General features: G+C 48.6%; 17 protein-coding genes, 1 tRNA gene and 2 pseudogenes. 12 read left to right on the top strand and 8 right to left on the bottom strand.

Annotated features, from left to right (window positions below):
* Positions 1–139: 139 nt before the first annotated feature.
* Positions 140–1,045: a DNA/RNA non-specific endonuclease gene (locus H6F80_RS06455; RefSeq protein WP_190790761.1), complete on the top strand. Its 906-nt coding sequence runs from the start codon at positions 140–142 to the stop codon at positions 1,043–1,045.
* 2 nt (positions 1,046–1,047) lie between these two features.
* Here H6F80_RS06455 and H6F80_RS06450 read toward each other — a convergent pair whose 3' ends face one another.
* From H6F80_RS06450 to H6F80_RS06435, 4 genes are all read right to left on the bottom strand, one after another.
* Positions 1,048–1,452 (bottom strand): nuclease A inhibitor family protein, encoded by a 405-nt coding sequence (locus tag H6F80_RS06450; RefSeq protein ID WP_190790760.1) that lies wholly within the window; start codon positions 1,450–1,452, stop codon positions 1,048–1,050.
* A 46-nt stretch (positions 1,453–1,498) separates the two neighbouring features.
* Positions 1,499–2,035, bottom strand: a complete 537-nt coding sequence (locus H6F80_RS06445; RefSeq protein ID WP_518523535.1) for a transposase — start codon at positions 2,033–2,035, stop codon at positions 1,499–1,501.
* An 86-nt stretch (positions 2,036–2,121) separates the two neighbouring features.
* The gene (locus H6F80_RS06440; protein WP_518523534.1) at positions 2,122–2,337 is read right to left on the bottom strand and encodes a transposase; all 216 of its coding nucleotides are present in this window, start codon (positions 2,335–2,337) and stop codon (positions 2,122–2,124) included.
* A 377-nt stretch (positions 2,338–2,714) separates the two neighbouring features.
* Positions 2,715–2,912, bottom strand: coding sequence for a hypothetical protein (locus H6F80_RS06435; protein ID WP_190790759.1), 198 nt, complete (start codon positions 2,910–2,912; stop codon positions 2,715–2,717).
* Between the two features lie 221 nt (positions 2,913–3,133).
* Here H6F80_RS06435 and H6F80_RS30645 point away from each other — a divergent pair, with 221 nt between their 5' ends.
* Positions 3,134–3,289 (top strand): hypothetical protein, encoded by a 156-nt coding sequence (locus H6F80_RS30645; protein WP_518523533.1) that lies wholly within the window; start codon positions 3,134–3,136, stop codon positions 3,287–3,289.
* A 205-nt stretch (positions 3,290–3,494) separates the two neighbouring features.
* Positions 3,495–3,824, top strand: coding sequence for a YnfA family protein (locus tag H6F80_RS06425; protein WP_190790758.1), 330 nt, complete (start codon positions 3,495–3,497; stop codon positions 3,822–3,824).
* Positions 3,825–3,844: 20 nt separating this feature from the next.
* Here the strand turns inward: H6F80_RS06425 and H6F80_RS06420 are convergent, their stop codons facing one another.
* Together H6F80_RS06420 and H6F80_RS06415 are read right to left on the bottom strand one after the other, a co-directional pair.
* On the bottom strand, positions 3,845–5,074 hold the full coding sequence (locus H6F80_RS06420; protein WP_199296414.1) for a sensor histidine kinase: 1,230 nt from the start codon (positions 5,072–5,074) through the stop codon (positions 3,845–3,847).
* Positions 5,075–5,158: 84 nt separating this feature from the next.
* Positions 5,159–5,836, bottom strand: a complete 678-nt coding sequence (locus H6F80_RS06415) for a response regulator transcription factor (protein ID WP_190790756.1) — start codon at positions 5,834–5,836, stop codon at positions 5,159–5,161.
* 142 nt (positions 5,837–5,978) lie between these two features.
* Here H6F80_RS06415 and H6F80_RS06410 point away from each other — a divergent pair, with 142 nt between their 5' ends.
* On the top strand, positions 5,979–6,356 hold the full coding sequence (locus H6F80_RS06410; RefSeq protein ID WP_199296413.1) for a hypothetical protein: 378 nt from the start codon (positions 5,979–5,981) through the stop codon (positions 6,354–6,356).
* Between the two features lie 13 nt (positions 6,357–6,369).
* On the opposite strand, the gene H6F80_RS06405 is transcribed toward H6F80_RS06410, so the two are convergent.
* Positions 6,370–7,083, bottom strand: a complete 714-nt coding sequence (locus tag H6F80_RS06405) for a bacteriorhodopsin (RefSeq protein ID WP_190790755.1) — start codon at positions 7,081–7,083, stop codon at positions 6,370–6,372.
* 167 nt (positions 7,084–7,250) lie between these two features.
* On the opposite strand from H6F80_RS06405, the gene H6F80_RS06400 reads away from it, so the two are divergent.
* Positions 7,251–9,965, top strand: coding sequence for a cation-translocating P-type ATPase (locus H6F80_RS06400; protein ID WP_190790754.1), 2,715 nt, complete (start codon positions 7,251–7,253; stop codon positions 9,963–9,965).
* An 86-nt stretch (positions 9,966–10,051) separates the two neighbouring features.
* Positions 10,052–10,579, top strand: a complete 528-nt coding sequence (locus H6F80_RS06395) for a general stress protein (protein WP_190790753.1) — start codon at positions 10,052–10,054, stop codon at positions 10,577–10,579.
* An 8-nt stretch (positions 10,580–10,587) separates the two neighbouring features.
* On the opposite strand, the pseudogene H6F80_RS06390 reads toward H6F80_RS06395, so the two are convergent.
* A pseudogene (locus H6F80_RS06390) lies at positions 10,588–10,872 on the bottom strand (IS1 family transposase); the annotation flags it as partial.
* Positions 10,873–11,084: 212 nt separating this feature from the next.
* Between H6F80_RS06390 and H6F80_RS06385 the strand changes: the two are divergent.
* From H6F80_RS06385 to H6F80_RS29380, 6 genes and pseudogenes are all read left to right on the top strand, one after another.
* Positions 11,085–11,318 carry a hypothetical protein gene (locus H6F80_RS06385; protein WP_190790752.1) on the top strand — a complete coding sequence of 78 codons (234 nt, stop codon included), beginning with the start codon at positions 11,085–11,087 and terminating at the stop codon, positions 11,316–11,318.
* A 43-nt stretch (positions 11,319–11,361) separates the two neighbouring features.
* Positions 11,362–11,458 (top strand) — tRNA-Ile (locus H6F80_RS06380).
* 43 nt (positions 11,459–11,501) lie between these two features.
* Positions 11,502–12,683, top strand: a complete 1,182-nt coding sequence (locus tag H6F80_RS06375) for an RtcB family protein (protein ID WP_190790751.1) — start codon at positions 11,502–11,504, stop codon at positions 12,681–12,683.
* A gap of 312 nt (positions 12,684–12,995) precedes the next feature.
* On the top strand, positions 12,996–13,121 hold the full coding sequence (locus tag H6F80_RS30295) for a hypothetical protein (protein ID WP_277879055.1): 126 nt from the start codon (positions 12,996–12,998) through the stop codon (positions 13,119–13,121).
* Positions 13,114–13,260 (top strand): hypothetical protein, encoded by a 147-nt coding sequence (locus H6F80_RS29385; protein WP_190790765.1) that lies wholly within the window; start codon positions 13,114–13,116, stop codon positions 13,258–13,260. The genes H6F80_RS30295 and H6F80_RS29385 overlap by 8 nt, the downstream gene beginning before the upstream one ends.
* A 91-nt stretch (positions 13,261–13,351) precedes the next feature.
* Positions 13,352–13,546 (top strand): annotated as a pseudogene (locus H6F80_RS29380) (hypothetical protein); the annotation flags it as partial.

Raw genomic sequence — 13,546 nt, 5'->3', positions numbered from 1 at the left:
TGCTCTGGCACACTTCAAAAAGAAGGATTCGATCGAGTTCCTGTTCTATTTCAAAAGGAAGGTTTTTTCGTGGATTTAGAGGCGCTAGACTGCCTCGATTAGGGTGAATGAAATGATCAAGTAGTTCAGGAGCATTGTCATGGGTCTCAAACATTTGCCCTGGCTAGGTGGATTTTTGTTGCTTTTAACCGGCTGCGCGATCGCTTCCGCCACTGAATCGCTATCCTTCAGCTCTTCGGAAACAACATCCCCTGCCCAAACAGTTGCACAGTCAACCCCTTCAGCAGACACAACTTCTAGCAGCGCTCATCTTTTACTGGGTAACCCGAGTGATGCAAAGGCTGATGTTGCCAGCCCTGAAAATTACCTCATGATTAAGCCTGAATATGCCTTATCCTACAGTCGTAGCAAAGGCATTCCCAATTGGGTGAGTTGGCAACTGAGTCAGGCGTGGCAAGGCGATGCTCCACGGCAAAACAATTTCCGCTCAGATACAACTCTTCCAACGGGTTGGTATCGAGTGACAACGACAAACTATACCTATAGCGGGTTCGATCGTGGACATATGACGGCGTCAGAAGATCGAACTGCGATCATTGAGGTAAACTCTGCAACTTTTTTGATGACCAACATCCTGCCCCAATCCCCAGACAATAATCGTGGTCCCTGGGCGGTTTTGGAAGAGTATTGCCGAACCTTAGTTAAACAGGGTAATGATCTCTACATCATTGCCGGAGGAAGTGGCATCGGGGGTATCGGGGAGAACGGTTCCATGTCAACCTTGGCATCTGGCAGGATTACTGTCCCTGCTAACACTTGGAAAGTCGTAGTTGTTCTTCCAGCAGGGGGCGGGATTGGGGGAATCAATAACAATACGCGAGTGATTGCTGTCAACATGCCGAACAGCCAGGGAATCAGAACGACAGATTGGCGCAGCTTTAGAACGTCGGTTGACCAGATTGAAGCCACAACTGGCTACAACTTCTTGAGCAATGTATCGGAAGCTTTGCAAGAGACGCTTGAATCCAAAGTCGATACGCAATAGCTCTAAGTCTCAATGACCTTGGTGGATATGCCTACCAGGTCGTTGGCGTGCTGACCCACAATATAAACATCAATCTCAATGTGACCAACTCGATACACCTTTATGTTGGTCAGGTTACTGGCGAGCGTATTCTCCAGAGTTTTGAAGCGATCTGCAATCTCTTGTTCTTCCGAGCCAAACCATCCCGAGGTCGGTCTAAAGAATTCAGACAACTCCATCACTTGAACTGAGGCATCTGCCGGATGTCCTGTTTGCTGAGCGACCTGTTCGGGAGTAAGACCGTCACTGGCTTGTCCTTCCCAGATAAACACCTCAAATGATGACTCTGACTCGCTTAAATACACCAAGCCTTGAGAAGCTTCTTTTAATTGAATCAAGAGGTTTGTACTGGTCTCAGTGTCGCTCATACTTCACCCTAACGCTTTGAAATCGACTATAGAATCCGTTTGAGATCTATGCACTTGCTAACCGCTTGAGCATTAATCGGATAAAACATAGGTTAAGCTTTGCTCTGGCATGGTCAAGCGTTCGCTCAAAATTCTTAACCAAACTCTTGCACCGCTCCATCCAGGCATTCGACCGCTCCACGATCCACCGAGTTGCTACAGGGACAAAGCCCGTTTTCCCTTGTGCTGCCTTCTCCGCTTTCGTCGGCTTTGGGGCGAGTTCAAAGCGAATCTTGGTCATAATCTGGGGGTAGAGTTGCTGCAAGGCAGCGATAAGCTTGTCCGGGTGATATCCGTGGTCTAGCAGAATTGTAATCTTGGGGATATTAACTGGCTTGGTGCGAAAGTAATCTAAGTTGCAACTGAGCAGTTCAATCAACCCTTGATCATCTGAAACATTTGCCCTAGTGCAATGGGTGAAGAAGGGAAACCCCAATGTATCAATGGCTAGATGGCGTTTGATGCCGTTAGTGCATTTGTAGTGACAAAAGCCTTTGGATGCCATACTCGCGTTGCAAGTGTTTTTGACCGCTTGTGAGTCAATGATGAGCAGACGGGTCCATTTCGGTTTTTTTTACGTTGGCTCGAACTTGTTGATGTAACGTTGCCAAGATGCAGTCAAGGACACCTTCAGAGCGCCATTGAATGCAAGTGCCAGAAGACCGTGGAATAAGGCGGCAGGTCTTTGGGCAAGTCACACCAATTGCAGCCGTTTTTGAGTTGATAGAAGATACCGTCTAAAATTTGTCGTTTTGTCCACTTGGGCGGTCGAGTTTGCTTCTTTTGGGGCAGCAACGGTTCAATGAGTTCCCATTCTTTGTCGGTTAAGCTGCTGGAGTATGGTATTTATGTTTGAGGTTAACCCATCTCAAAAGGATCCCAAATAGGTTCTATAGGCTGTAGCGATCGCTATTAAGGCTTCACACCGAGTCATCAAGCCACCCGCAACTAGGGCAATCCCCGTGATATTGATCTGGCTGATCTGGGACGATCGGGATCTCACATGTAAGACACCCCTGAAACCCTGAAAGAGCTAACCCTATGCTAGTTCAGGTTTAGAAACCAATAAAAAATGAGCCTTTGAGAATGCTTTGCAAGGGTTAGCTTTTATCCTGTCGAAATCCCTGAAACATTTTTTCTGAGGGTGGAAGATGCAGCGATATCACACCTTTCACTCTCAAAGCAACAGATTTCCATGCGGGATAATTTTACGGCTTATCTTTTCATTCTCGACCCATCGCTTTTTCAATCTTCCTGATTTGAGTATCAACATCTCCATCTTGCTTGAATGCTTGCCAAGCTTCAGCAATCAAAGCGTCGAGCGATCGTAAGTCACCGGGAGCTAAGTAGTCAAAGTCACCAACATCGTAAGCTTGAGCGATCGAGGCGAGATATTCTTGTTGTTGTTCTCGTGTAGTCATAAATAAACCTTATAAAAAACAAGGATCTTTATCCTTTGAGTTTATTTATACCTGATTCCATCTGGATCACACATCCTCCAATTCTGTGAGATTTCAACGTTGGCAGGGTAGACCTATTTAGGGCAACAAGCCTTATATCGAGTCATTCACCTATCCACAACGGGAGCAATCCCAATGAGGTTGAGCAGGCTCACCGATCGATCAAGCGAATTGTGAAGCCGATGATGGGATTGAACGTCTTCAATCCGGCAAGAAGAACGTTGAGTGGAATTGAAGCGATGAATATGATTTGCAAAGGACAAGTGAATGGTATTGACAAAGGGGATATTGCATCTCAGGTTAGATTTAATGATGGCAACCGTATGCCCCTGTTCTAGCAATTGCTGGGCTAAACCCCACCCCATCATCCCTGCACCACCGATGATCCCGTTCATCGTTAAACCATTAAAGAATGAATATTACAGATTACTATAGGCGTTTCAACTACCGAAGGTTGCGGATTAATGGAGCGTGAAAACCCAGTGAATCAGTTCCTTTCAACCACTAGTAATCTCAACATTGTGATCAATGATTTGATTTATCATGACAACAATTTTTTCACTATTGGTCTTTGTTTTATCGGGTCTGTGTGAGATTGGGGGCGGCTACCTGATTTGGTTATGGCTACGTGAAGGAAAAAGCATCTGGTTAGCAATGGTTGGCGCTATTTTGCTGACAACCTACGGATTTGTTGCAACGCTTCAACCCGCGAATTTTGGACGAGCCTATGCCGCTTATGGCGGTATCTTTATCATGCTGTCAATCCTTTGGGGATGGCGAATCGATAATGTTGCTCCCGATCGCTTGGATTGGGTTGGAGCGACCATTATCCTAGTGGGTGTCCTGATCATGATGTACGCTCCAAGAGTTTAAGACAGAAGATGGAAGAGTCACTAGGAGGGTAGTTTGAGGGGTAGTTCAACTTGAAACGTTGAACCTTGACCGATGACGCTCTTTACATGAAGATGCCCACTGTGAGCCTGAACAATCTGTTGAGCGATCGCTAACCCCAGTCCAGAGCCACCGCTGTCGACCGATCGCGCCGTATCAACCCGGTAAAAGCGATCGAAGATATAGGGTAAGTCCACTTCTGGAATTCCGATTCCGGTATCAATGACTTGAATCACGGCCCAACCTGGATGGGGAACAAGTCGCAACCGCACTGACCCACCTGTAGAAGTGTATTTACAAGCATTACTGAGCAAGTTTTCAATCACCTGCCTCAACAAATCAGGATCAGCCCAGACCTTAATCGCTTGTTCTGGCTGCTCATATTCAAGTTGAATGTCTTGTGCTTCTGCCAGTACCCGAAATTGGGGAACGATTTCCGCTAGAAATTGATTGAGGGTGAGCAGTTTGAACGACTCAGGCGCGAGCTTTCCCTGATGACGCGCTAGGAGCAACAGATTATTCACCAGAGAACCCATTGATTTAGCACTATCTACGATATTTTCTAGGGATGGCTGGAACCGGGAATCATCTGATGCAAGCATCAACCCTACCTGAGCATTGGTCAAGATGGCAGAAAGGGGCGATCGCAACTCGTGGGAGGCATCGGCTGTAAAGCGTTGAAGCTGTTGATAAGACTGCCGAATGGGCTGCATGGCAATTCCACTCAATAGCCAACCCGCTAAGCCAATCAACCCCAATGCGATCGGCACTGCCAGGGTTAGTGCAATCTGAAGCTCTTGCAACTGATTGTGGGTTTCTGTTAGGGGCGTTGCAACCTGAAGGTAGCCCAGCGTCCCTGTTCGCCCCTCAACAGGTAGCGTAATCTGGCGCAACCAGCGATGCTGCAACAAGGGATCAGCCGGTTGAATCGTTTGATAACCCGGAGAAGTATTGAGCTGATTGGCAGGGGCAGCCCCAAAGAAACGAACCAAGCGTCCTTGGGCGTTGTACCAACGCACATAGATCAAATCCTCAGCCAGTGGGTGAGAACCACTCCCTAGTAGAGGAACATTGGTTAAATCGACCGCAGTTTGATTCTGGCGAACATCGTAATGAACGCTCGCCGCCATAATCCGGGTTTTGTCGAGCAGCAAGCGATCGAGTGCCTCTCGTTTGTCTTTCGCCTCAATCTGGTAAATGACTCCTGCAAACAACACAAGAATACTACCCATTGAGAGGGTAAACCAGCGGGCTAGATTGCGACGACTCTGATTAAACACATTCTGCTGTGAATAGGATGGTGATTCCGATAAAAATTAATTCTCCGGAGGAGACAGCCGATACCCCATTCCATAAATACTCTCAACCCAATCACTGGCTTCTACAGACTGTAAGCGTTGACGAAGTTTACGAACTAAAACGGTAATCGCATTGCTATCAGGCTCTGTCCCCCATTCCCATACGGCTTGCTCAATCTGGTTGCGGCTCAAGATCTGGCGAGGGTGACGCATAAAGTGTTCTAGCAATTGAAACTCACGGCTGGAGAGGGTGATAGATTTACCCTGTCTTTCTACAGTTAGCGAATCAAGATGGAGGTACAGATCTTCTAAATTCAGCGTGTCTCCAACCCATAAGGGAGATCGCCGCCTCAACGCCCGCACGCGTGCCATAAACTCAATTAAGTCAATGGGCTTTACTAAGTAGTCATCGGCTCCTGCATCTAACCCGGTCACTTTTTCAGAAGTTGTATCTCTTGCCGTAATCATCAAAACGGGAGCCGTTTTTCCCAGGGCACGATAATGCTGACAAAGATTTACCCCGCTGACATGGGGCAACATCCAGTCCAGAACCAAAAGATCATAGTCCTTCTCAGATAAAAGCCACTGAGCCGTTTTTCCGTCTTTGATACCATCTACGCTATGCCCTGCTTGAGACAAAGCAATCTGGAGTGGAAGTAGTTGTTTCGGGTCGTCCTCTACTAGCAATATTTTCATTTTTCCGCCCAGCCTTTCGATGGCTTGCAGTTCTAGCATTGAGTTCTGAGATGAGATTACACATCTCCTTAAAGCTAGATTTTAAGTAGCAGAAGGCTGTATTACAGTCAGGGAAAACGCTATTGAGGAGCATCGATCGAGGGTGATCAAACGCTGGTTACAGGCATCAGGTGCAGAATTTTGGTTGCCCCTCCCAGTGGTAGCAATAGCATTCTGGCTTGGCTCCAGCATTTTGACGGCTCAAGAATTGCAGCAATCTCAGCCAACTGCAACGAAGCTTCAGGCAGATACTCAGCTTAAAGCAGTTGTGTCTGTGAATATCCTGCTCATTAATGCTGTCATTAACAGAAACCAGAATATTACTCAGGTGAAGGTCGAAACAGCCGATTCGGTTTTGAAACGGATGGAATTAGAACTTGTCACAACAGACCCTAGCCAAATTGAAGCAGCGATCGCCAATGAGCTTCAGTTGTCGCGTCAAGATGTGCGCCAGCTAGTCCGTTACGAGATCATTGAGTAAATCTACTTCTGCCTCAATAAAGGATTTTAGGGCTTGTCGCTGTAGACCGTGTTCTCAAACGGCGTAGACCATTCAAATCTAGATAGCTGAACCCAACCTTAGAGAAAAAGGGCAGTACACAAAACAGCAATGTCTCAATTGTTTGGTTGACCCAGCCCAAACCAGAAGGACCAATTAACCAGGCGATCGGGTAGCTAATCCAAAATACCGTGAAATAGGCAACGAGCTTTGTATAAAGGGTGGAAAACTCCATCCCCTGACCCCGAGTCTTTGCCCGCAACGGCACCCAAATTCCCCAAAGAACCACGAGAAACGCAACAACACCGCAGGTATACCAAACAAAGCGTGTTTCATCTGTGGTAGATAAATCTGCGATTAGCCCGCTCCCAATCACAATCACTTGCGTTCCCATCAGCCCAGCAATCAGAGTCCAATCTTTGGCAATGTGATGCATCGCTGTCCACGATAACGACAGCAGCAGTAGGGGAGTGGTTACGAACCAATCGATGTAGCGGGCATAGTGCGTGATTTGTCCTGCTATCTCAACTTTTCCCTGCCCCATTGCCATTGCCATGTAGGCGAGTCCCGACCAGATGGGAATAAAGGTCGCAACTAAATACTCATATTTGGGCACCCCGCATGGATTGCGACTGAGAGCCATGAAATAAAGTGCCCCGATCACCATCGCGGTGACATAGACCCAGTGAAATATTGCTTGCCAGTCCATACGCTACTCCAATTCGCTTGCCTCTTACTTTGAAAGCCAAATGTGATCGAAAAGTGAGTGGTTAGAATCGAGTGATCATATTTAGTTCACTTTTCTCATCGACGCTAGAGGTAATGAGAAACAGTCTTGGGGCTGTGTGATTACCGAGTTCGAGTAGAGAAAACACAATGGTTGAAACACTGGCGAAACATCCAACACAGGATCAATGGCACCATCTGTCGGTGAAAGAGGTTGTTCAATCTTTAGAAACTGACCCTGATACAGGTCTTTCCACTCAGGAAGCAAAGGAACGGCGCGATCGCTTTGGTGCTAACGAACTGACTGCCCAGAAAAGCCAGAGTGCCTGGGTTCGTTTTCTCCAGCAATTCAACCAACCGTTGCTCTACATACTTCTAGCAGCAGGCATCGTCACCGCTTTTCTGCACGAATGGATTGATGCTGGAGTGATCTTCGGAGTCACGATCATCAATGCCGTGATTGGCTTTATCCAGGAGTCAAAAGCTGAGAATGCGATCGCCGCTCTCGCAGAATCCGTCACAACGGAAGCAACCATCCTGCGGGATGGACAAAAACAGGTCATTTCTTCCAGTGAACTGGTGCCGGGAGATTTGGTGCTGCTGGCATCAGGGGATAAAGTCCCGGCAGATTTGCGTTTGATTAAAGTTTTTGACCTCCAAATCGATGAGTCAGGCTTAACCGGAGAGTCTGTTCCTGTTGAGAAAAGCCTCACCCCACTGCCGCCAGACACTCCTCTGGCAGAACAGGCAAACATGGCTTACACCGGAAGCTTAGTCACTTTTGGACGGGGGCAGGGATTGGTTGTCGCCATTGGTGACAAGACTGAAACTGGGCATTTGTCCCAGATGATGCAGCAGAGCCACAGCCTGGAAACCCCTTTAACCCGAAAAATCGATCGATTTAGCAAAACCCTGCTATACGTCGTTCTGGCTCTGGCAACATTAACCTTTGCGGTGGGAGTCGCCCAAGGTTTCTCCTGGGTTGAGGTCTTTAAAGCAGCCGTTGCGCTCGCCGTGAGTGCCATTCCTGAGGGTTTACCCGCAATCCTGACAGTAACCCTGGCGATCGGGGTTTCCCAGATGGCAAAACATCATGCCATCATTCGCAAACTGCCAGCCGTTGAAACTTTGGGCAGTACCACCGTCATTTGTTCCGACAAAACCGGAACGCTCACCGAAAATCAGATGACGGTGCAGGAAATTTATGCCGGAGGGAAACTTTATCAGGTCAGTGGTGGCGGTTACGCGCCAGAGGGAGAGATCACACTCAAAGGACAGCCCATTGATTTAGCAGAAACGCCTGCTCTCTCTCAATGCCTGCAAGCAGGGCTACTATGCAACGACGCCCAAATTAAAGAGCAAGAGGGCAACTGGACAGTGGTGGGTAGCCCAACCGAGGGAGCCTTGGTAACGGCGGCTCGTAAGGCAGAGCTAATCCCAGAATCCCTGGCAGAAACCTTGCCGCGCAGGGCTACCCTATCGTTTGAATCTCAATTTCAGTACATGGCGACCTTACACAATCGGGCTTCCGAGCAGTTGATTTACGTCAAGGGTTCCATTGAGGCGATCCTCAAACGGTGTTACCAAATGGTCGATGCTGCGGGAAATTCAACCGCCCTTGATGCAACTGCAATCGAACAAATGGTCGATCGCCTGGCAAACCAGGGGTTAAGAGTGCTGGCTTTGGCAAAGAAAACTGCTGTCCGATCCAAATCCTCCCTTGAACATTCCGACATTGAGCGAAACCTGGTCTTCCTCGGACTTCAAGGCATGATTGATCCACCTCGCTCAGAAGCGATTCAAGCCATTCGCTCCTGCCAGTCTGCCGGAATCCAGGTGAAGATGATCACGGGCGACCATGCCAAAACAGCTGCTGCAATTGCTCAGCGCATGGGAATCAATCAAACACCGGATGCACCCATCTTCACCGGACGAGAACTAGCGGATATGAGCGAGATGGAACTGGCAAACGCTGTTGAACAAAGCAATGTGTTTGCCAGGGTTGCCCCGGAACAAAAGCTCCGCCTGGTCAAAGCACTTCAGTCAAAAGGTGAAATTGTCGCCATGACCGGGGATGGCGTGAATGATGCGCCCGCTCTGAAACAGGCAGACATCGGAACTGCGATGGGAATTACCGGAACCGAAGTCTCGAAAGAAGCGGCAGATATGATCCTGACGAATGATAACTTCGCCTCCATTGAACGAGCCGTAGAAGAGGGGCGCACCGTTTATAAGAATTTGCTGCGGGCGATCGCCTTCATCCTACCGGTCAACGGGGGCGAATCGATGACGATTTTAATCGCGGTATTTTTAGCAAGCCCCCTGCCCATTCTTCCGGTGCAAATCCTCTGGCTGAACATGGTGGGTTCGATCGCGCTATCTGTGCCACTGGCATTCGAGCCCCCCTCCCCCGACGTGATGCAAAACCCGCCTCGCCCAACGAATGAACCGTTACTCTCTCGTCGTCTGATTACCCGCATTCTGGCAGTTTCTGTATTCAACTGGATTGTTATTTTTGGCACCTTTGAATGGATCATTCGGACAACGGGCAACGAAGCCCTGGCGCGGACAATGGCAATTCAGGCATTGGTAGCAGCCGAAGCGTTTTACCTCTTAAGCATCAGCCGATTTGTCCCAGCTATCATTGCCAAAATGCGTGGTCGAACAGAATCCTTTGGTTATGCAGTCCTATTTGGCATTGGCGCAGCATTCCTATTTCAAACGCTGTTTAGCCAATGGAACGTAATGAATCAACTATTTGACACAGCAACGTTGAATTTAAGTCAGGCTCTCCTGTGCATTGCGATCGGCTTACCCATGATTGGTTTAGCCACACTGCTAAGGCGATTCGCTCCCCTCAAGTAGTTGCCCCAAGAGAGACAGCAACGGGTTTCCGATACTCCCCTGACATTAGAAAAATTACGACTGAACCCTTATCGATTGAATAAATCATGAAGACTAACAACCTCAAACAAGCAATTGGTGTTTTTCCAAATCAGGAAAAAGCAGAACAAGCACTGCTTGAGCTACAAAGCGTCAATTTTCCAATGCACCAAATCTCCGTAGTGACCAAAAATTTAAACGCGACCAAGAATTTAGTAGACAAAGCAAATCAGCTATCCATCACTCGTATAGAGGGGACAAAAGCAGGAGCCATACTAGGAAGTGTAGGAGTTGGATTAACGACACTAACAATTGGATTAGGAGTTTTATTAGTTCCTGGAGTAGGTCCAGCACTCGCACTTGATAGCATCCTGACAGCATTTTTAGGCAGCAGTGTTGCCTCTGCCGCAGGTGGGTTATACGGCGCATTTTTGGGATGCTTAGACCCTGAAAAGCAGGTCAAACTCTACAAAGAACAAGTTAAGCAGGGAGATTGTTTAGTCATCATAAAGGCAACAGAAACCCAAATTCTTTCTGTTGAACCAGTTCTTCGCCGTTGTAGCGTTCGATCGTGGCAGGTCTATGACCTTCCCTAAAAAAATAAAAGCCGTGTATTTTCTCCTTCAACTCGGGTCATGTAGGTCTTGCTCACCATCGGGGCTCCCTTTGGAATAAATCCTGGATAAACAGACCAACCAGCAGTGACATAGAAGGAGCACGGCTAACTTACCACGATCATCCAGAACGGTCGGAATGTCTCAGCACTAGGGTCGCCCAACACCCACCCTAGAATCCCTTTTCTACAGTGGTCAACGGCAGTCCACAACCAGATTTTGTTTTTTTAGCCAACAAAGGCCTCCAGTGCATCCAATTCACCGACTTCAGGAAGAGCTGGAAAGAACAGCAATCTGGCGCCTCCTGACCCCGACCTTCATTGTTGAACTAAGCCAAAGTCTAAGCGAAGAGAGCAATTCAAAGCATTCATTCATTCTTGCTCTCTCCCCACCTCGAGAATTTGTAGTATGCCCTTGACAGCCTGTATTACAAATATTACATTTGTAGCATAAGATGAGACACAGAACAGCCGAAAGGAGCTAACCCATGAATTCTCGCTCCCTCCCCAGCATCGGTCTTTTCTCGAAGTGGCTAGCGTTCCTCAAACCATCCTCCCCTGGTGCAGTTGCACCCCTTCGAGACAAAACCCTTGATCTAGAACATCTTGATCTGGAACATCAATCCGATCGCAGCTTAAAACACGATCGCGGCTTGAAACAGATTGAAGCCTTTCGCCATCTAGAGCAAATCTATCGTCTGGAACGGCGCAACTTCTTCTAATTTCTGCAATCACTGCTGCTAAAACCCAGCTCCGCGACCAAATGCTGATGTAGCTTAGTGGGTAGAGCAATCGCCTTATAAGCGATGCGGTACGGATCAGCTTCGCTGCGCGTAGGCAGGTTCGAGTCCTGTCATTAGCTTGGGTTTATCCCAGTTCACAATCATCGATAAGGACACGAAACTATGCCTTACGACAAGCTCAATTTATCAACTCCAGTGCCCGTTCTGTCTTGGGCAGGACATGAGTTGGGACATGATGAAATGAAAATGGCAAAGAACGTTGCCTCCTTGCCGTTTGTTCACAAGCACGTTGCCCTCATGCCCGATGTTCATCTGGGTAAGGGTGCATTGGTGGGGTCAGTGATCGCCACCAAAGATGCGATCGTCCCTGCTGCTGTGGGCGTGGATATTGGCTGCGGGATGTGTGCTGTAAAAACGCCTTATCATGCTGACCAGCTCGACGGGAAGCTGAAGCAGATTCGTCTGGACGTTGAAAAGCTGATTCCGGTTGGCTTTAACGAGAACAAGGACACTGACAAAGACGTGACCAACTGGCAGGGCTGGGGTGACTTCAAGGATTTGCATTCTGGGGTTCAACACCTGGATGGCAAAGCTTTGAAGCAGATGGGTAGCCTTGGCGGGGGCAACCACTTTATTGAACTGTGTCTGGATACCGAGGGACAGGTGTGGCTGATGCTGCATTCCGGTAGCCGCAACATCGGCAACATGCTGGCGCAGCGTCACATTGAAACGGCAAAAGAGCTGGCAAAGCTGGCTGGATTAAAGCTGCCTGATCCGGATCTGTCTCACTTTGTTCAGGGCACTTCTGAATTCGAGGCATACTGGCGCGATCTGCAATGGGCGCAAAACTATGCCCTGCGGAACCGGGAAGTGATGATGGCACGATTCAAGCGCGTTGTTGAAACGCATCTGGCAGGCGGTAAACCGTTTAAGCCCTCCATTCAGGTCAACTGCCACCACAACTACGCCGAGCGGGAAACTCATTTTGGCGAATCGGTGTATGTCACCCGTAAAGGGGCAGTGCGGGCGCGCCAAGAAGACTATGGCATTATCCCTGGCTCAATGGGTGCAAAGTCCTTCATCGTGAAGGGCAAGGGCTGTGCAGATGCTTTCTGCTCCTGCTCGCATGGGGCAGGTCGCCAAATGTCACGCAATAAGGCAAAACTGCACTTTACGCTGGACGATCTGATTCAGCAGACCGATGGGGTAGAGTGCCGCAAGGACGAAGGCGTGCTGGATGAAATTCCGAGTGCCTACAAACCGATCGAGCAGGTGATGGCGAACCAGAACGATCTGGTCGAAGTCGTTGCCACGCTGAAGCAGGTGATGTGCGTTAAAGGCTAGAGGTTGGAGGAGTCATAAAACTGCGATCTGCAGGATTGATTGGCTCTTCAATCCCTTCCTTGCAATCTTAGATACTCTTGCCTCCACCCCGTTTGAGCAGTGTCTTCCCATTACCCGATCGTTCAAAGATGTAACTGCAAATGCCAGCATCCATGCCGTTCGACACCGGGAGCTTGGACTACTCTACGTAGGCAAACATGCTATAGCCGCGAGCGGTTCTGGGATAGACACAAGGCTTTTCTCTGGTCTTAGAAGCTATTATCATCGCTGCTGCACAACCGCCCTATAATGCCAGATACCCTGTGAGGGGTAATGCAAACCGTTGGCACACCCCTACCTTCTAAGCAAAGCGACGAGCATCTTAGCCCGATCGCTGCCAAAATGTTCCTGGCAGCCCTACCCGAACACGTTCAGCAAGCATTGTTAGGTCATGCCTAGGAAACACAGTATCCGATCGAAATGGTACTGGAAATGGCGATCGCAGGCTTTCTGGACAGTGAAGCGATTACGTTTGCAGGCTGCCGCTCTGAATATACAGATCGCTAAAGGGCTAATTTGGCAATCCCACTTTGCGTAGGAGCTAATCGATCACTTGAGTCGGGTGACAGCCCAGATAATCTCAACAGTCCTGCCAAACTAGATCCAGGAGGCTTATTGTCCAAAAAGCCGTGGAGATAGCTTATTCAGTCGAGGCCTTACTGGAAACGACGTTAGCTAACTTCCTCGATCGCGAGGCTTTCAACTTCTCGGATTGCCAGCCCTACTATCGAGGAGAAATTGATGTGCTGCTCAGCACCTATCAGCTTCGGTACCAGCGGCTTACCTTTTCCAACCGGGATCTATTGCCTACGTCTAGCCCTGAT

Origin of the sequence: Leptolyngbya sp. FACHB-711, assembly GCF_014695615.1 — a bacterium.
GTDB lineage: Bacteria > Cyanobacteriota > Cyanobacteriia > Elainellales > Elainellaceae > Leptolyngbya_A.
The sequence above is the reverse complement of the archived record's forward strand: the minus strand, read 5'-3'. Positions and strand labels throughout refer to the sequence as shown.